Annotated in this window: 13 protein-coding genes and 1 pseudogene; 12 read left to right on the top strand and 2 right to left on the bottom strand. The window is 63.5% G+C overall.

Annotated elements, in window-relative coordinates; translation table 11 throughout:
* Window positions 1-4 precede the first annotated feature (4 nt).
* The 9 genes from murD (at window position 5) to lpxC (ending at window position 10,453) form a co-directional block, all read left to right on the top strand.
* A complete protein-coding gene (gene murD / locus G1E_RS17990) occupies window positions 5-1,351 on the top strand; it encodes a UDP-N-acetylmuramoyl-L-alanine--D-glutamate ligase (RefSeq protein WP_047149991.1) in 1,347 nt (448 codons plus the stop codon).
* Window positions 1,351-2,562 carry a putative lipid II flippase FtsW gene (ftsW, locus tag G1E_RS17985; RefSeq protein ID WP_176739291.1) on the top strand — a complete coding sequence of 404 codons (1,212 nt, stop codon included), beginning with the start codon at window positions 1,351-1,353 and terminating at the stop codon, window positions 2,560-2,562. The genes murD and ftsW overlap by 1 nt, the downstream gene beginning before the upstream one ends.
* A complete protein-coding gene (murG, locus tag G1E_RS17980) occupies window positions 2,552-3,631 on the top strand; it encodes an undecaprenyldiphospho-muramoylpentapeptide beta-N-acetylglucosaminyltransferase (RefSeq protein ID WP_009684413.1) in 1,080 nt (359 codons plus the stop codon). Before ftsW ends, murG begins: the two co-directional genes overlap by 11 nt.
* Window positions 3,624-5,072 carry a UDP-N-acetylmuramate--L-alanine ligase gene (gene murC, locus G1E_RS17975; protein WP_029886559.1) on the top strand — a complete coding sequence of 483 codons (1,449 nt, stop codon included), beginning with the start codon at window positions 3,624-3,626 and terminating at the stop codon, window positions 5,070-5,072. The genes murG and murC overlap by 8 nt, the downstream gene beginning before the upstream one ends.
* Entirely contained in the window at window positions 5,069-6,025 is a 957-nt protein-coding gene (locus G1E_RS17970; protein WP_009684410.1) for a D-alanine--D-alanine ligase, read from the top strand. Before murC ends, G1E_RS17970 begins: the two co-directional genes overlap by 4 nt.
* Before the next feature lie 5 nt (window positions 6,026-6,030).
* The gene (locus tag G1E_RS17965) at window positions 6,031-6,900 is read left to right on the top strand and encodes a cell division protein FtsQ/DivIB (RefSeq protein ID WP_029886561.1); all 870 of its coding nucleotides are present in this window, start codon (window positions 6,031-6,033) and stop codon (window positions 6,898-6,900) included.
* Window positions 6,901-6,914: 14 nt separating this feature from the next.
* Complete coding sequence (gene ftsA / locus G1E_RS17960; protein WP_009684408.1) at window positions 6,915-8,177, top strand: cell division protein FtsA; 1,263 nt, start codon at window positions 6,915-6,917, stop codon at window positions 8,175-8,177.
* A gap of 55 nt (window positions 8,178-8,232) precedes the next feature.
* Entirely contained in the window at window positions 8,233-9,429 is a 1,197-nt protein-coding gene (gene ftsZ / locus G1E_RS17955; protein WP_009684407.1) for a cell division protein FtsZ, read from the top strand.
* A 112-nt stretch (window positions 9,430-9,541) separates the two neighbouring features.
* Window positions 9,542-10,453, top strand: a complete 912-nt coding sequence (gene lpxC / locus G1E_RS17950; protein ID WP_003260771.1) for a UDP-3-O-acyl-N-acetylglucosamine deacetylase — start codon at window positions 9,542-9,544, stop codon at window positions 10,451-10,453.
* A 53-nt stretch (window positions 10,454-10,506) separates the two neighbouring features.
* Here lpxC and G1E_RS17945 read toward each other — a convergent pair whose 3' ends face one another.
* Window positions 10,507-10,962: a DUF721 domain-containing protein gene (locus G1E_RS17945; protein WP_009684406.1), complete on the bottom strand. Its 456-nt coding sequence runs from the start codon at window positions 10,960-10,962 to the stop codon at window positions 10,507-10,509.
* 391 nt (window positions 10,963-11,353) lie between these two features.
* On the opposite strand from G1E_RS17945, the gene secA reads away from it, so the two are divergent.
* The 3 genes from secA (at window position 11,354) to G1E_RS17930 (ending at window position 16,467) form a co-directional block, all read left to right on the top strand.
* Window positions 11,354-14,089: a preprotein translocase subunit SecA gene (secA, locus tag G1E_RS17940; RefSeq protein WP_009684405.1), complete on the top strand. Its 2,736-nt coding sequence runs from the start codon at window positions 11,354-11,356 to the stop codon at window positions 14,087-14,089.
* Window positions 14,090-14,179: 90 nt separating this feature from the next.
* Entirely contained in the window at window positions 14,180-15,397 is a 1,218-nt protein-coding gene (argJ, locus tag G1E_RS17935) for a bifunctional glutamate N-acetyltransferase/amino-acid acetyltransferase ArgJ (protein WP_009684404.1), read from the top strand.
* Window positions 15,398-15,522: 125 nt separating this feature from the next.
* Window positions 15,523-16,467, top strand: a complete 945-nt coding sequence (locus tag G1E_RS17930) for a Nudix family hydrolase (RefSeq protein ID WP_009684403.1) — start codon at window positions 15,523-15,525, stop codon at window positions 16,465-16,467.
* Window positions 16,468-16,515: 48 nt separating this feature from the next.
* Here the strand turns inward: G1E_RS17930 and G1E_RS17925 are convergent.
* Window positions 16,516-17,099: pseudogene (locus G1E_RS17925) on the bottom strand (cob(I)yrinic acid a,c-diamide adenosyltransferase).
* Window positions 17,100-17,143 lie beyond the last annotated feature (44 nt).

Here is a 17,143-nt window from a genome sequence, read left to right as displayed (position 1 = left end):
GAGCGTGTCTTTGATCGCTTCCGACCAATTCCGCATCGTTGTCGGCCTCGGCAAGAGCGGCATGTCCCTGGTTCGCTTCCTGGCGAGCCGGGGCATTGCCTTTGCAGTCGCCGACACCCGCGAGCAACCGCCGGAACTGGACGCCCTGCGCCGTGAGTACCCGCAGGTGGAAGTGCGCTGTGGTGAACTGGACGTTGACTTCCTGTGCCGCGCCAACGAACTGTACGTGAGCCCTGGCCTGGCCCTGGCTACCCCGGCCCTGCAGCAGGCCGCTGCGCGGGGCGTGCAGCTGTCGGGGGACATCGAGCTGTTCGCCCGCCATGCCAAGGCGCCGATCATCGCCATCAGCGGTTCCAACGCCAAGAGCACCGTGACCACGCTGGTGGGTGAAATGGCAGCCAAGGCCGGCAAGCGCGTGGCCGTGGGCGGTAACCTGGGGACCCCGGCACTGGACCTGCTGGCCGATGACGTAGAGCTGTACGTGCTGGAGCTGTCGAGCTTCCAGCTGGAAACCACCGACCAGCTCAATGCCGAAGTGGCCACCGTGCTGAACATCAGCGAAGACCACATGGACCGCTACAGCGGCCTGCCGGCCTATCACCTGGCCAAGCATCGCATCTTCCGCGGTGCCAGGCAGGTGGTCGTCAACCGCCAGGACGCCCTGAGCCGGCCACTGCCGGTAGAAGGCCGCCCTTGCTGGTCCTTCGGCCTCAACCAACCAGACTTCAAGGCGTTCGGCCTGCGCGAAGTGGATGGCGAGAAATACCTGGCGTTCGAATTCCAGGCATTGCTGCCGGTGCGCGAGCTGAAGATTCGCGGTGCCCATAACCAGAGCAATGCACTGGCGGCGCTGGCCTTGGGCCATGCTGCCGGCTTGCCGTTCGAGCCGATGCTCGAAGCGCTGCGCGAATTCGCGGGCCTGGCCCACCGTTGCCAGTGGGTGCGCGAGCGTGACGGCGTGAACTGGTACGACGATTCCAAGGCCACCAATGTCGGTGCTGCATTGGCCGCCATCGAAGGCCTGGGGGCCGATATCGAGGGCAAGCTGGTGTTGATCGCCGGTGGCGACGGCAAAGGCGCCGAGTTCGGTGCCCTGCGTGAACCGGTCAAACGTTTTTGTCGCGCCGTGGTGTTGCTGGGCCGTGATGCCGAGCGTCTTGCCCAAGCTTTGGGTGATGACGTGCCGCTGGTGCGGGTAAAAACCCTCGACGACGCTGTGCAACAGTGCGCCGGCCTGGCCCGGGCCGGCGATGCCGTGCTGTTGTCGCCAGCCTGCGCCAGCCTTGACATGTTCAGGAACTTCGAGGAACGCGGGCGGTTGTTCGCCCAGGCAGCGGGGGCCCTGGCATGATCTTCGGTGTGCTCAAGCCCTATCCGTCGCCGCTGATCAGCGGCCGTGGCATCGACCTTGACTTCGCGATGCTGGCTGGCTGCCTGGCCTTGCTCGGTCTGGGCCTGGTGATGATCACCTCGGCCTCCTCGGAAGTTGCTGCGGTGCAGTCGGGCAATCCGCTCTACCACATGTTCCGCCATCTGGTGTATGTGGTCCTCGGCCTGGTGGCTTGTGGTGCGACCCTGATGGTCCCGATCGCCACCTGGCAGCGCATGGGCTTCCTCATGCTGCTGGGCGCATTCGGCTTGCTGGTGCTGGTGCTGGTGCCGGGGATCGGCCGTGAAGTGAACGGCTCCATGCGCTGGATCGGCTTCAGCTTCTTCAACGTACAGCCTTCGGAAATCGCCAAGGTGTTCGTGGTGGTCTACCTGGCCGGGTACCTGGTGCGTCGCCAGACTGAGGTCCGCGAGACGTGGATGGGCTTCTTCAAACCCTTCATCGTATTGCTGCCGATGGCTGCGCTGCTGCTGATGGAACCGGACTTCGGCGCCACCGTGGTGATGATGGGCGCGGCCGCGGCCATGTTGTTCCTTGGCGGTGTCGGGCTGTTCCGCTTCAGCCTGATGGTGGTGCTGGCAGTGTTGGCGGTGTTCGTTCTGGTGCAGGCGCAGCCTTACCGCATGGCGCGCCTGATCACCTTTACCGACCCATGGTCCGACCAGTTCGGCTCCGGTTACCAGTTGACCCAGGCGTTGATCGCGTTCGGCCGTGGCGAGTGGCTGGGCGTTGGCCTGGGCAACAGCGTGCAGAAGCAGTTCTACCTGCCTGAAGCGCACACCGACTTCGTGTTCTCGGTGCTGGCCGAAGAGCTGGGCGTGGTCGGCTCGCTGGTGACCATCGCCCTGTTCGTGTTCGTGACCGTCCGCGCCCTGTACATCGGCCTGTGGGCGGAGAAGGCCAAGCAGTTCTTCGCCGCGTACATGGCGTTCGGCCTGGCCTTCCTGTGGATCGGCCAGTTCCTGATCAACATCGGGGTGAATGTCGGCTTGCTGCCGACCAAAGGCCTGACCCTGCCGTTCCTCAGCTACGGGGGCAGCTCGCTGGTCATCTGTTGTGCTTGCGTGGGCTTGCTATTGCGTATCGAGTGGGAAAGCCGTACGCACCTGGGCAGCGAGGAGCACGAATTCAGCGAAAGCGATTTTGCCGAGGAGACCAGTCATGGCCGCTGACGGCAAGAACGTACTGATCATGGCCGGCGGTACCGGCGGGCACGTGTTCCCGGCCCTGGCCTGCGCCCGTGAGTTCCAGGCGCGCGGGTACAGCGTGCACTGGCTGGGCACCCCGCGCGGCATCGAGAATGAACTGGTGCCCCAGGCCGGCCTGCCGCTGCACCTGATCCAGGTCAGCGGCCTGCGCGGCAAAGGCAAGCTGTCGTTGCTCAAGGCACCCTTGACCCTGGTCAAGGCCGTTCTCCAGGCAAGGCGGATCATTCGCCAGCTCAAGCCAGTGTGCGTGCTGGGCTTTGGTGGTTATGTGACCGGCCCCGGCGGCGTGGCCGCGCGGCTATGTGGCGTGCCGCTGGTGATCCATGAGCAGAACGCCCGCGCCGGTACCGCCAACCGCTTGCTGGTGCCGCTGTCTGCGCGGGTTTGCGAGGCGTTCCCGAACACCTTCGAGGCCAGCGACAAGCGCCGCACCACCGGCAACCCGGTGCGCCCCGAGCTGTTCCTGGATGCGCCGCGCGCGCCCTTGGCCGAACGCCGGGCACGGGTGTTGGTGCTGGGCGGCAGCCTGGGGGCGGAACCATTGAACAAATTGTTGCCTAAGGCCCTGTCCGAAGTGCCTGCTGCCGTGCGGCCCGAGGTGTTTCACCAGGCCGGCAAGCAGCACGCGCAGATCACCGCCGAGCGTTATCACGAGGCCGGCGTCGAGGCTCAGGTCGAGCCTTTCATCAAGGACATGGCCCAAGCCTATGGCTGGGCCGACATGGTGGTGTGTCGGGCGGGTGCGCTGACCGTCAGCGAGTTGGCGGCGGCAGGCCTGCCTTCGGTGCTGGTGCCGTTGCCTCACGCAATCGACGATCACCAGACCCACAACGCCCAATATCTGGCTCGCGAAGGTGCTGCCTTCCTGATGCCACAAGCGACAACTGGCGCAGCGCAGCTCGCTGAACGCCTGAACGAGGTGCTGATGCAACCCGAGAAACTCAATGTCATGGCAGGTACCGCACGGCGCCTGGCCAAACCTGCAGCAACCAGCACCGTGGTCGATATCTGCCTGGAGGTGGCCCATGGTTGAGAGCCAGAAAGCCATGCCCCAGCCGAAAATGGGTCGTATCCGTCGCATTCACTTCGTCGGTATCGGCGGCGTGGGCATGTGCGGCATTGCCGAAGTGTTGCTGAACCTGGGCTATGAAGTGTCCGGTTCCGACCTGAAAGCCTCCCCGGTCACCGAGCGCCTGGAGTCATTCGGTGCCGAGATCTTCGTCGGCCATCGGGCCGAGAACGCTGCCACTGCCGATGTGCTGGTGGTTTCCAGCGCCATCAACCCGGCCAACCCGGAAGTGGCCACCGCCCTCGAGCGGCGCATTCCGGTGGTACCGCGTGCCGAGATGCTCGCCGAGCTGATGCGCTACCGCCACGGTGTGGCAGTCGCCGGTACACACGGCAAGACCACCACCACCAGCCTGCTGGCCTCGGTATTCGCCGCTGGCGGTCTGGACCCGACTTTCGTCATCGGTGGTCGCCTGACTGCGGCCGGCACCAATGCCCAGTTGGGCACCAGCCGCTACCTGATCGCCGAAGCCGATGAAAGCGATGCCAGCTTCCTGCACCTGCAACCGATGGTGGCTGTGGTCACCAACATCGACGCCGACCACATGGCGACCTATGAAGGCGACTTCAACAAACTGAAGAAAACCTTCGTCGAGTTCCTGCACAACCTGCCGTTCTATGGCCTGGCGGTGATGTGCCTGGACGACCCGGTGGTGCGCGAGATTCTGCCGCAGGTGAAGCGCCCGACCGTGACCTACGGTTTCAGCGAAGAGGCCGACATCCGCGCCATCAATGTGCGCCAGCAGGGTATGCAGACCCATTTCACCGTGCTGCGCCGCGACTGCGAGCCGCTGGACGTGTCGGTGAACATGCCGGGCAACCACAACGTGCTCAATGCCCTGGCCACCATCGCCATTGCCACTGACGAAGGCATCACTGACGAAGCCATCGTGCAGGGCCTTTCCGGCTTCCAGGGCGTTGGGCGTCGCTTCCAGGTCTACGGCGAGCTGCCGGTCGAAGACGGCAGCGTGATGCTGGTCGATGACTACGGCCACCACCCGACCGAAGTGGCCGCCGTGATCAAGGCTGTGCGTGGTGGCTGGCCAAGCCGCCGCCTGGTGATCGTCTACCAGCCGCACCGCTATAGCCGCACCCGCGACCTGTACGACGATTTCGTTCAGGTGCTGGGCGATGCCAACGTGCTGCTGCTGATGGAGGTGTACCCGGCTGGCGAAGAGCCCATCCCCGGTGCCGACAGCCGGCAGCTGTGCCACAGCATTCGCCAGCGCGGCAAGCTCGACCCGATCTACATCGAACGTGGCGCCGAGCTGGCGCCACTGGTCAAGCCGTTGCTGCGCGCTGGCGACATCCTGCTCTGTCAGGGTGCCGGTGACGTTGGCGGCCTGGCCCCGCAACTGATGAAAAGCCCGCTGTTCGCTGGCGCCAAGCAGGAGAAGTCGAAATGACCAGCGCCTACGACAAGCTGCACTCTACCCTCGACGTGAAAGCGTTTGGCCGCGTTGCCGTGCTGTACGGCGGCAAGAGTGCCGAGCGCGAAGTGTCGCTCAAGTCCGGCGCCGCCGTGATCGATGCGCTGACCTCCGCCGGTGTGGACGTCGTTGCCATCGACGTCGGTGACGACCTGCTCGACCGCCTGCAGAACGAGAAGATCGACCGCGCCTTCATCATCCTCCACGGCCGTGGCGGTGAGGATGGCAGCATGCAGGGGCTGCTGGAGTGCCTGGGCATCCCTTATACCGGTAGCGGCATCCTCGCTTCGGCCCTGGCCATGGACAAGCTGCGTACCAAGCAGGTGTGGCAGAGCCTGGGCATTCCTACCCCGCGCCACGCGGTGCTGGCGAGTGAAAGCGATTGTTTGCAGGCCAGTACGGAACTGGGCTTCCCGCTGATCGTCAAACCCGCCCATGAAGGCTCTAGCATCGGCATGGCCAAGGTGAACAGCGCCGAGGAACTGATCGCCGCCTGGCAAGACGCTGCCCAGTACGATTCCCAGGTACTGGTAGAGCAGTGGATCCACGGCCCGGAGTTCACCATTGCGGTGCTGCGCGGCCAGGTGCTGCCGCCGATCGCCCTGGGTACACCGCACGTGTTCTACGACTACGACGCCAAGTACATCGCCAACGATACCCAGTACCGCATTCCGTGCGGCCTGGATAGCGCCAAGGAACAGGAACTGATCGACCTGACCGCCCGTGCCTGTGATGCCGTTGGCATCGAGGGCTGGGGGCGGCTGGACGTGATGCAGGACGAGCAAGGCCGGTTCTGGCTGCTCGAAGTAAACACCGCACCCGGCATGACCGATCATAGCCTGGTGCCCATGGCGGCCCGCGCGGCTGGCCTGGACTTCCAGCAACTGGTGCTGGCAATCCTGGCCGAAAGCGTGGCGACGCGAGGTTAATCATCATGCAAGGCGCAATGATACGTCAGCAGCAACCCGTAACCGGCCGTAGCAAGCCGGTGCCGCGTGGTGCCAGCAGGCTGGTGGCCGACGAGCCCGTATCGGCGCGCCTGCCGCGGCCCAGCCTCGGCGGCCTGAAGCGTCTGCTGTGGCCGGTATTGCTGGTGGCAGCAGGCTTCGGTGCCTACGAAGGGGCCATTCGCCTGATGCCTTATGCCGACCGGCCCATCGCCAAGATCGATGTGCAGGGCGACCTCACCTACATCAGCCAGCAGTCGGTGCAGCAGCGCATCGCCCCTTACGTGGCCGCGAGCTTCTTCAGTGTCGACCTGCCGGCGATGCGTGCGGAGCTCGAACAGATGCCCTGGATCGCCCACGCCGAAGTGCGCCGGGTGTGGCCTGACGAGGTGGTGATCCGCCTGGAAGAACAGCTGCCGGTGGCGCGCTGGGGCGACGAAGCCTTGCTCAACAACCAGGGCCAGGCATTCACCCCGCGCGAGCTGGCCAACTATGAGCACCTGCCGCAGCTTGCCGGGCCGCAGCGTGCCCAGCAACAAGTCATGCAGCAGTATCAGGTATTGAGCCAGATGCTGCGCCCCTTGGGCTTTTCCATCGCTCGCCTGGAGCTGCGCGAGCGAGGCAGCTGGTTCCTGACCACTGGCGCGAGCAGCGCCGGGCCGGGCATCGAGCTGCTGCTGGGGCGCGACCATCTGGTGGAGAAGATGCGCCGTTTCATTGCCATTTACGACAAGACACTCAAAGACCAGATCAGCACTATCGCCCGCATTGATCTGCGTTATTCCAACGGACTTGCCGTTGGTTGGCGGGAACCGATTGCACCGACGACGGCCCAACCCGCCGTTGCGAAGAATTAGAGAGAGGCAGGACCATGGCAAACGCGCATAGCGGCAAAATGATCGTCGGGCTGGATATTGGCACCTCCAAGGTGGTGGCACTGGTCGGCGAAGTGGGCGAAGACGGCACCCTGGAAATCGTCGGTATCGGCACACACCCGTCCCGCGGCCTGAAAAAAGGCGTGGTGGTGAACATCGAGTCGACCGTGCAATCGATCCAGCGCGCCGTCGAAGAAGCGCAGCTGATGGCCGGCTGCCGCATCCACTCGGCGTTCGTGGGCGTCGCCGGTAACCATATCCGCAGCCTGAACTCCCACGGCATCGTCGCCATCCGTGACCGCGAGGTCAGCCTGGCCGACCTGGAGCGGGTACTGGACGCGGCCCAGGCGGTGGCCATTCCGGCAGACCAGCGCGTGCTGCACACCCTGCCGCAGGACTACGTGATCGACAACCAGGAAGGCGTCCGCGAGCCGCTGGGCATGTCTGGCGTGCGTCTGGAAGCCAAGGTTCACGTGGTGACCTGCGCGGTCAACGCGGCACAGAACATCGAAAAGTGCGTGCGCCGCTGCGGCCTGGAAATCGACGACATCATCCTCGAGCAGTTGGCTTCGGCCTATTCGGTGCTCACCGACGATGAAAAGGAACTGGGCGTGTGCCTGGTCGACATCGGTGGCGGTACCACCGACATCGCCATCTTCACCGAAGGCGCGATCCGCCACACCGCGGTCATTCCGATTGCCGGCGACCAGGTGACCAACGACATCGCCATGGCCCTGCGTACCCCGACCCAGTACGCCGAAGAAATCAAGATCCGCTACGCCTGCGCCCTGGCCAAACTGGCGGGCGCTGGCGAGACCATCAAGGTGCCGAGCGTGGGCGACCGCCCACCGCGCGAGCTGTCGCGTCAGGCCCTGGCCGAGGTGGTGGAGCCGCGTTACGACGAGCTCTTCACCCTGATCCAGGCCGAACTGCGCCGCAGCGGGTACGAGGACCTGGTGCCAGCGGGCATCGTCCTCACCGGCGGTACCGCGAAGATGGAAGGTGCCGTGGAACTGGCCGAGGAAATCTTCCACATGCCGGTACGCCTGGGCGTACCGCACAGCGTTCGGGGCCTGAGCGACGTGGTTCGCAACCCCATTTATTCCACCGGCGTGGGCTTGCTCACCTACGGCCTGCTCAAGCAGTCCGAGGACATGGTCCTGACCGGCAGCAGCAACAGCAGCAACAACAGCTATGGCGATGAACCGAAGGCCCCAGTGCTTGAACGCTTCAAGCGCTGGGTACAGGGCAACTTCTAAGTTTCAAAGCAGTAGTGGTAGGCGCAACAACTAGAGAACTGTAAGGAGAGGGAAAATGTTCGAGCTCGTAGACAACGTCCCGCAAAGCCCGGTCATCAAAGTGATCGGCGTTGGTGGTGGTGGCGGCAACGCCGTCAACCACATGGTCAAGAGCAGCATCGAAGGTGTGGAATTCATCTGCGCCAACACGGATGCTCAGGCCCTGAAAAACATTGGTGCACGCACCATCCTGCAATTGGGCACTGGCGTGACCAAGGGCCTGGGTGCTGGCGCCAATCCGGAAGTCGGCCGTCAGGCCGCACTGGAAGACCGTGAGCGCATCGCCGAAGTGCTGCAAGGCACCAACATGGTGTTCATCACCACTGGCATGGGCGGCGGTACCGGTACCGGTGCTGCACCGATCATCGCCGAAGTGGCCAAGGAAATGGGCATCCTCACCGTAGCCGTGGTGACCCGTCCGTTCCCGTTCGAGGGCCGCAAGCGCATGCAGATCGCCGATGAAGGCATCCGCATGCTGGCTGAAAGCGTCGACTCGTTGATCACCATCCCCAACGAGAAACTGCTGACCATCCTGGGCAAGGATGCCAGCCTGCTGTCCGCCTTCGCCAAGGCCGACGATGTACTGGCCGGTGCCGTGCGCGGTATCTCCGACATCATCAAGCGCCCGGGCATGATCAACGTCGACTTCGCCGACGTGCGCACCGTCATGGGTGAAATGGGCATGGCGATGATGGGTACTGGTTGCGCCAGCGGCCCGAACCGTGCACGCGAAGCCACCGAAGCAGCCATCCGCAACCCGCTGCTGGAAGATGTCAACCTGCAGGGCGCCCGCGGCATCCTGGTGAACATCACCGCTGGCCCGGACCTGTCGCTGGGTGAATACTCCGACGTGGGTAGCATCATCGAAGCCTTCGCCTCTGACCACGCCATGGTCAAGGTCGGTACCGTGATCGATCCGGACATGCGTGACGAACTGCACGTGACCGTTGTGGCCACCGGCCTGGGCGCGCGTATCGAGAAGCCTGTGAAAGTGGTCGACAACACCCTGCAGACTGCCCAGCAGGCGTATGAAGCGTCCAACCCGGCGCCAGTTCGTCAGGAGCAGCCAGCCGTGAACTACCGTGACCTGGAGCGCCCGACCGTAATGCGCAACCAGGCCCACGCCGGTGCTGCGGCAGCCGCGAAAATGAACCCTCAGGATGACCTGGATTACCTGGATATCCCGGCATTCCTGCGTCGTCAGGCTGATTAATGGAATTTATCAGGGGTATAAAGGTGATTGGTATTCATCAAAGGTTGGGTCTGTTATCATCCCTAGCCTTTGTTGATACCTGTTCGCAATTTGCGCTGAAGCGGCCAATGCCATGATTAAACAACGCACCCTGAAGAATACCATCCGTGCCACAGGTGTCGGCCTGCACTCCGGGGAGAAGGTTTACCTGACCCTCAAGCCTGCACCTGTTGACACCGGCATCGTCTTCCGCCGCGCCGACCTCGACCCTGTGGTCGAGATCCCTGCGCGTGCGGCCAACGTCGGCGAGACCACCATGTCGACGACGCTGGTCAACGGTGACGTCAAGGTCGATACGGTCGAGCACCTGCTCTCCGCCATGGCGGGCCTGGGCATCGATAACGCCTACGTCGAGCTCTCCGCCTCGGAAGTGCCGATCATGGATGGCAGCGCCGGTCCCTTCGTATTCCTGATTCAGTCTGCCGGCCTGGAAGAACAGGACGCAGCCAAGAAGTTCATCCGCATCCTGCGTGAGGTGACTGTGGAAGAGGGCGACAAGCGCGCCACTTTCCTGCCTTTCGACGGTTTCAAGGTGAGCTTCGAGATCGACTTCGATCACCCGGTCCTCAAGGGCCAGACCCAGAGCGCGGTTGTCGACTTCTCCAGCACCTCGTTCGTGAAGGAAGTCAGCCGCGCCCGCACGTTCGGTTTCATGCGTGACATCGAGTACCTGCGCAAGCACAACCTTGCGTTGGGTGGCAGTGTCGAGAATGCCATCGTGGTCGACGAGACAGGTGTGCTCAACGAAGACGGCCTTCGTTCCGATGACGAATTCGTCAAGCACAAGATCCTCGACGCCATTGGCGACCTCTACCTGCTGGGCAACAGCCTGATCGGCGAGTTCAAGGGCTACAAGTCCGGCCACGCGCTGAACAACCAGCTGTTGCGCAAGCTGATTGCCGAAACCGATGCCTGGGAAGTGGTCACGTTCGAAGATGCCAGTACGGCACCGATCTCGTACATGCGCCCTGTTGCGGCCGTGTAAGTTCGAACACTCTCTCTAGTGTTGTAATCAAGGCCACCTTCGGGTGGCCTTTTTTATTGCTTGTCGCCAGCGTGGGCGGCCAAGCGCTCCAGTGCAGCGCGCAGCTTGGGGTCGGCGATGCCCTCGGCGGTGTCACGCAGGCTTGCCGCGGCGCTGGTGGACAGCTCGGCAGCATGCCCGCCGCGTTTGGCCGGTACCAGGGGCGGCTGCACCTTGTAGAGGATGCGCCGGAGGTTGCCAAAAGCTTCCATGGCCTGCAATGCGGCCAGCAGGCGCTTCTGCTGGTAGCGCAGGCGGGTAGCCCAATGGCCATCGGTCACCACCAGCAACAAGGTGCCATCGCGCCATGAGGCCACGTGGCAATGCTCGCGGGCAGCCGGTTGCAGCTGGCTTTCCAGCAGGCGCTGCAGGTGTTCCAGGCGTTCGGCCTGGTTCAGCAGCAGGCGCAGCGGGCGCACCTGGCGCAGCAGGGCCGAGGGTGGCTGGGCGGGGGAGGGTTTGTAGGCCATTGGGGGTACGCATGAGGTTACAAGATCGGCAGTTTAACACCTGTAGAACCTGTGCTGGCCGCTTCGCGGACACGCCCGCTCCCACAGGATTACTCCAGGCCTGAGTATTGTGGGGTCCCTGTGGGAGCGGGCGTGCCCGCGAAGAGGCCTGCACAGGCAACGCAAGATAAGACTGGTTCTCGATACCTTTCATGTTGCCAAACCTTGAACTCAGGGAAAATGCCCCTATCTAAACCAAGCCCCTGCCAAAGCGCTGTGCCAGCATCGTGGAAATCCACCACTTTCCTCACCATCGTTTCCGGGTAGAATGCTCGTTCGCATGCGGCCTCAGGGCTGCACGGGCGACTCATGGGGCCGCCCTCCATCCCTACGTGTGGAAGATCCTGCCGATATGTTTGCGCCTTTGTTAAAAAAACTTTTTGGAAGCAAGAACGAGCGTGAAGTAAAACGCATGCTCAAGACGGTGAGTATCGTCAATGCCTTCGAAGAGAAGATGGTGGCCCTCTCCGACGAGCAACTGCGGGGCAAGACTGCAGAGTTCAAGGAGCGCCTGGCCAAAGGCGAGACACTGGACCAATTGTTGCCCGAAGCCTTTGCCGTGGCCCGCGAGGCCGGCAAGCGCGTGATGGGCATGCGCCACTTCGACGTTCAGTTGATTGGCGGCATGACCCTGCACGAAGGCATGATCGCAGAAATGCGTACTGGTGAAGGCAAGACCTTGGTCGGTACCCTGGCCGTGTACCTCAACGCACTGTCCGGCAAGGGCGTGCATGTGGTTACCGTCAACGACTACCTGGCCCGCCGTGACGCCAACTGGATGCGCCCGCTGTACGAGTTTCTCGGCCTGTCGGTCGGTATCGTATCGGCCTTCCAGCCGCCGGAAGAAAAGCGTGCTGCCTATGCGGCCGACATCACCTACGGCACCAACAACGAATTCGGTTTCGACTACCTGCGCGACAACATGGCGTTCAGCCAGGACGAGAAGTTCCAGCGTGAACTGAACTTCGCCGTGATCGACGAAGTGGACTCCATTCTCATCGACGAAGCGCGCACCCCGCTGATCATCTCCGGCCAGGCCGAAGACAGCTCCAAGCTGTACATCGAGATCAACCGCCTGATCCCGCGCCTGACCCAGCACATCGAAGAAGTCGAAGGCCAGGTCACTCAGGAAGGCCACTTCACCATCGACGAGAAGAGCCGCCAGGTCGAGCTCAACGAGGCCGGTCACCAGTTCATCGAAGAGATGCTGACCCAGGCCGGGTTGCTGGCTGAAGGCGAGAGCCTGTACTCGGCGCATAACCTGGGCCTGCTCACCCACGTGTATGCCGGCCTGCGCGCACACAAGCTGTTCCACCGCAACATCGAGTACATCGTCCAGGACGGCCAGGTACTGCTGATCGACGAGCACACCGGCCGGACCATGCCGGGCCGGCGCCTGTCCGAAGGCCTGCACCAGGCCATCGAGGCCAAGGAAAACCTGAACATCCAGGCCGAGAGCCAGACCCTGGCCTCGACCACCTTCCAGAACTACTTCCGCCTGTACACCAAGCTGTCCGGCATGACCGGTACTGCCGACACCGAAGCCTTCGAGTTCCAGTCGATCTACGCGCTGAACGTGATGGTCATCCCGCCGAACAAGCCGCTGGCGCGCAAGGACTTCAACGACCTGGTGTACCTGACCGCCGACGAGAAGTACGCCGCGATCATTGCCGACATCAAGGAAAGCATGAAGCAGGGCCGGCCGATTCTGGTTGGTACCGCGACCATCGAAACGTCCGAACACATGTCGAACCTGCTGAAGAAAGAAGGTATCGACCACAAGGTGCTGAACGCCAAGTACCACGAGAAAGAAGCCGAAATCATCGCCCAGGCCGGTGCGCCGGGTGCCCTGACCATCGCCACCAACATGGCCGGCCGTGGTACCGACATTCTGCTGGGCGGTAACTGGGAAGCCGAAGTGGCCGCCCTGGAAAACCCGACCGCCGAGCAGATCGCCCAGATCAAGGCCGACTGGCAGAAGCGTCACCAGCAGGTGATCGAGGCCGGTGGCCTGCACGTGATCGCCTCCGAGCGCCACGAGTCGCGCCGTATCGACAACCAGTTGCGTGGCCGTTCCGGCCGTCAGGGCGACCCGGGCTCCAGCCGCTTCTACCTGTCGCTGGAAGACAGCCTGATGCGTATCTTTGCCTCCGACCGGGTGAAGAACTTCATGAAGGCCCTGGGCATGCAGGCGGGCGAGGCCATCGAGCACCGCATGGTCACCAATGCCATCGAGAAGGCGCAGCGCAAGGTCGAAGGCCGCAACTTCGACATCCGCAAGCAGTTGCTTGAATACGACGACGTGGCCAACGAGCAGCGCAAGGTGATCTACCACATGCGCAACAGCCTGCTGGCGGCCGAGAACATTGGCGACACCATCGTCGAATTCCGCAAGGAAGTCCTGGACGCTACCATCAGCCAGCACATTCCGCCGCAGTCGCTGCCCGAGCAGTGGGACGTGGCCGGCCTGGAGGCATCGCTGGCCAGCGACTTCGCCATCAAGCTGCCGATTCAGCAGTGGCTCGACGAAGACGATCACCTCTACGAGGAGACGCTGCGCGAGAAGCTGCTGAACGAGATCACCACGGCCTACACCGAGAAAGAAGACCAGGCCGGCCTCGACGCCCTGCGTACCTTCGAGAAGCAGATTCTGCTGCGTGTGCTGGACGACCTGTGGAAAGACCACCTGTCGACCATGGACCACTTGCGCCACGGTATTCACCTGCGTGGCTATGCGCAGAAGAACCCCAAGCAGGAGTACAAGCGCGAGTCGTTCAGCCTGTTCCAGGAACTGCTGGAGTCGATCAAGCGCGATACCATCCGCGTGCTGTCGCACGTTCAGGTACGCCGCGAAGACCCGGTCGAAGAGGAAGCCCGCCTGCGCCGCGAGGCCGAGGAGCTGGCCAGCCGCATGCAGTTTGAGCACGCCCCAGCCCCTGGCCTGGAAGGCGAGCAGCTGAGCGAGGAGGAGGCCGAAGTGGCCGTTGCCTCGGCGCCGGTGCGCAACGAGCAGAAGCTGGGCCGCAATGAGCCTTGCTGGTGTGGTTCGGGCAAGAAGTTCAAGCATTGCCACGGGCAGATCGAATGATCTGACCTGGGTGTTGTAACCTGATACATCCTGGGGCCGCTTTGCGGCCCCGTTTTTTGTACATCCACCGAATTTTCTAGGAGCGCTCTAATGGCTGTTGGTCTTGGTCCTTTGCCCACCCTGCACCCGGTTGCGGGTTTTGAACTCGGCATCGCTTCTGCCGGCATCAAGCGTCCTGGGCGCAAGGATGTGGTGGTCATGCGCTGCGCCGAAGGCTCCAGCGTGGCGGGCGTGTTCACCCTCAACGCTTTCTGCGCGGCACCGGTGATCCTCTCCAAGCAGCGTGTACAGGGCACCGTGCGCTACCTGTTGACCAACACCGGTAATGCCAACGCCGGTACCGGCGCCCCTGGGCTGGCAGCCGCCGAACGCACCTGCGCCAAGCTGGCCGAACTGGCCGGCGTACCCGCCGAATCGGTACTGCCGTTCTCCACCGGGGTGATCGGCGAGCCACTGCCGGTCGAAAAGATCGAAGGCGCGCTGCAGGCCGCCCTCGATAACCTGTCGGAGAACAACTGGGCCGAAGCGGCCACCGGCATCATGACCACCGATACCTTGCCCAAAGGCGCCAGCCGCCAGTTCCAGCACGATGGCGTGACCGTGACCGTGACCGGTATCAGCAAGGGCGCCGGCATGATCCGCCCGAACATGGCCACCATGCTTGGCTACATCGCCACCGACGCCAAGGTTGCCCCGGCGGTGCTCAAGGACCTGATGCTGGACGGCGCCAACAAGTCGTTCAACCGCATCACCATCGATGGCGACACCTCGACCAACGATTGCTGCATGCTGATCGCCACCGGCAAGGCCAACCTGCCAGAAGTCACCGAAGCTAGTGGTGCGCTGTTCGAGGCCCTGAAAAAAGCCGTGTTCGAGGTGTGCATGGACGTGGCCCAGGCCATCGTGCGTGACGGCGAAGGTGCGACCAAGTTCGTGACCGTGCAGGTCAACGGCGGTGGCAACCACCAGGAATGCCTGGACGTTGGATACGCAGTGGCCCACTCACCGCTGATCAAGACCGCACTGTTCGCGTCGGACCCGAACTGGGGCCGTATTCTCGCCGCGGTGGGCCGTGCCGGTGTGCCCGAGCTGGACGTGAGCCTGATCGACGTCTACCTGGATAACGTGTGCATCGCCAGCCAGGGCGGCCGCAGCCCCAGCTACACCGAAGCCCAGGGCTCGGCAGTGATGGCCCAGGAAGAGATCACGATCCGGATCGAACTGGGGCGTGGCCAGTGCAGCGAAACCATCTGGACCACCGACCTGTCGCACGAGTACGTGAAGATCAACGCCGAATACCGTACCTGATGCAGTGATGGGGTCGGGCAACGGCCCCACAATTCCAGAACCAGGAGACGAACCATGAGCGATCACCTGAACTTCGGCGACACGTTGCGCGCCTTGTTGCAGGCTGGCCTGGCGGAGCGTGAAGTGTGAAACGGATTCATGTTGTAGCAGCGGTCATTCGTGGCGCCGATGGCCGCATTCTGATCGCGCGGCGGGCCGCCACCCAGCACCAGGGTGGCCTGTGGGAGTTTCCCGGCGGCAAGGTCGAAGCCGGTGAAAGCGTGGAAGCGGCACTGGCCCGCGAGCTGCGCGAAGAGCTGGGTATCGAGGTGAGCCGTTCGCGTGCGCTGATCAAGGTCAGCCACGACTACCCGGACAAGCAGGTGTTGCTGGACGTGCGTGAAGTGCAGGCCTTCACCGGCGAAGCGCATGGCGCCGAGGGTCAGCCGCTGGCGTGGGTTGCCCCGCGCGATTTGCCGCAGTACGAATTTCCCGAGGCCAACCAGCCGATCGTGGCTGCCGCGCGCCTGCCGGACCAGTACCTGATTACCCCCGATGGCCTGGAAGTGCCGCAACTGCTCAAGGGCATCCAGAAGGCGGTTGCCAGCGGCATTCGGCTGATTCAGTTGCGCGCCCCGGACATGTACGACCCCAAGTACCGCGACGTGGCGGTGGATGCGGTTGGGCTATGTGCGGGCAAGGCGCAGTTGATGCTCAAGGGGCCGCTGGAATGGCTGGGCGATTTCCCTTCGGCCGGCTGGCACCTGACCGCGGCGCAGTTACGCAAGTACGCCGCCAAAGGTCGGCCGTTTCCCCGCGAGCGTTGGTTGGCGGCTTCCTGCCACTGCGCCGAAGAGCTGGCACTGGCCGAGCAGATGGGCGTCGACTTCGTCACCCTGTCGCCAGTCCAGGCAACCCAGACCCACCCCGAGGCGGCGCCGTTGGGCTGGGACGAAGCTGGACGTTTGCTGGCCGGGTTCAGCAAGCCGGTGTACTTGCTGGGTGGGGTAGGGCCGGGTGAGCGCGAGCGAGCCTGGGAAGCCGGGGCCCAGGGTGTGGCCGGCATCCGGGCATTCTGGCCCGAGGCCTGAGCCATTGGGGCGGCCCTTCGCGACACCGCGCAGGCCGCCCCGAACCTGTCAGCCCTGCGGTTTTTCAGCAGGCTGCCACAACACCTCGGCCACCCCCTGTCGCCGCCCGATGATCCGGGCCGCCACGAACAGCAGGTCGGACAGACGGTTGATGTACGCCAGACCCACCCCTTCCAGTGGTTCCAGCGCATGCAGCTGCTGGCAGCGCCGCTCGGCGCTGCGCGCCAGGCTGCGGCACACATGGGCCTGCGCCACCAGCATCGAACCACTGGGCAGGATGAAGTTCTTCAGCGGCCCCAGCTCTTCGTTCCACACATCGATGACCGCCTCCAGGCGCTCCACTTCTGCCTGGTTCAAGGCCTGGTAGCTGGGCATGGCCAGCTCGCCACCCAGGTCGAACAAGCGGTGCTGACACGGCGCGAGCACCGCAGTGACCTCTTCCAGGCCTTGCTCGGCCAGGCCTGCCAAAAGCACGCCGAGCTGGCTGTTGAGGCTGTCTACCTCGCCAATGGCTTCTATGCGCGGGTGGCTTTTCGGCACNNGGGTTTTTCCGCCCCCCCCCGGCCGTCGCCCAGGCCGGTTTCGCCCTGATCGCCGGTACGGGTGTAGATCTTCGATAGGCGGTTGCCCATGTCATTGCTCCGGTAAGGTCGGCGCCGCTGCTGCCGGCTGGCCG

This window comes from Pseudomonas sp. TJI-51 (assembly GCF_000190455.2).
GTDB classification, from domain to species: Bacteria; Pseudomonadota; Gammaproteobacteria; order Pseudomonadales; family Pseudomonadaceae; genus Aquipseudomonas; species Aquipseudomonas juntendi.
The sequence above is the reverse complement of the archived record's forward strand: the minus strand, read 5'-3'. Positions and strand labels throughout refer to the sequence as shown.

What these genes read in the sequence shown, in the direction of transcription:
- murG (WP_009684413.1), top strand. Translation starts at nt 2,552, where the DNA reads ATGGCCGCTGACGGCAAGAACGTACTGATCATGGCCGGCGGTACCGGC.
- murC (WP_029886559.1), top strand. Translation starts at nt 3,624, where the DNA reads ATGGTTGAGAGCCAGAAAGCCATGCCCCAGCCGAAAATGGGTCGTATC.
- G1E_RS17970 (WP_009684410.1), top strand. Translation starts at nt 5,069, where the DNA reads ATGACCAGCGCCTACGACAAGCTGCACTCTACCCTCGACGTGAAAGCG.
- G1E_RS17965 (WP_029886561.1), top strand. Translation starts at nt 6,031, where the DNA reads ATGCAAGGCGCAATGATACGTCAGCAGCAACCCGTAACCGGCCGTAGC.
- ftsA (WP_009684408.1), top strand. Translation starts at nt 6,915, where the DNA reads ATGGCAAACGCGCATAGCGGCAAAATGATCGTCGGGCTGGATATTGGC.
- ftsZ (WP_009684407.1), top strand. Translation starts at nt 8,233, where the DNA reads ATGTTCGAGCTCGTAGACAACGTCCCGCAAAGCCCGGTCATCAAAGTG.
- lpxC (WP_003260771.1), top strand. Translation starts at nt 9,542, where the DNA reads ATGATTAAACAACGCACCCTGAAGAATACCATCCGTGCCACAGGTGTC.
- G1E_RS17945 (WP_009684406.1), bottom strand. Translation starts at nt 10,962, where the DNA reads ATGGCCTACAAACCCTCCCCCGCCCAGCCACCCTCGGCCCTGCTGCGC.
- secA (WP_009684405.1), top strand. Translation starts at nt 11,354, where the DNA reads ATGTTTGCGCCTTTGTTAAAAAAACTTTTTGGAAGCAAGAACGAGCGT.
- argJ (WP_009684404.1), top strand. Translation starts at nt 14,180, where the DNA reads ATGGCTGTTGGTCTTGGTCCTTTGCCCACCCTGCACCCGGTTGCGGGT.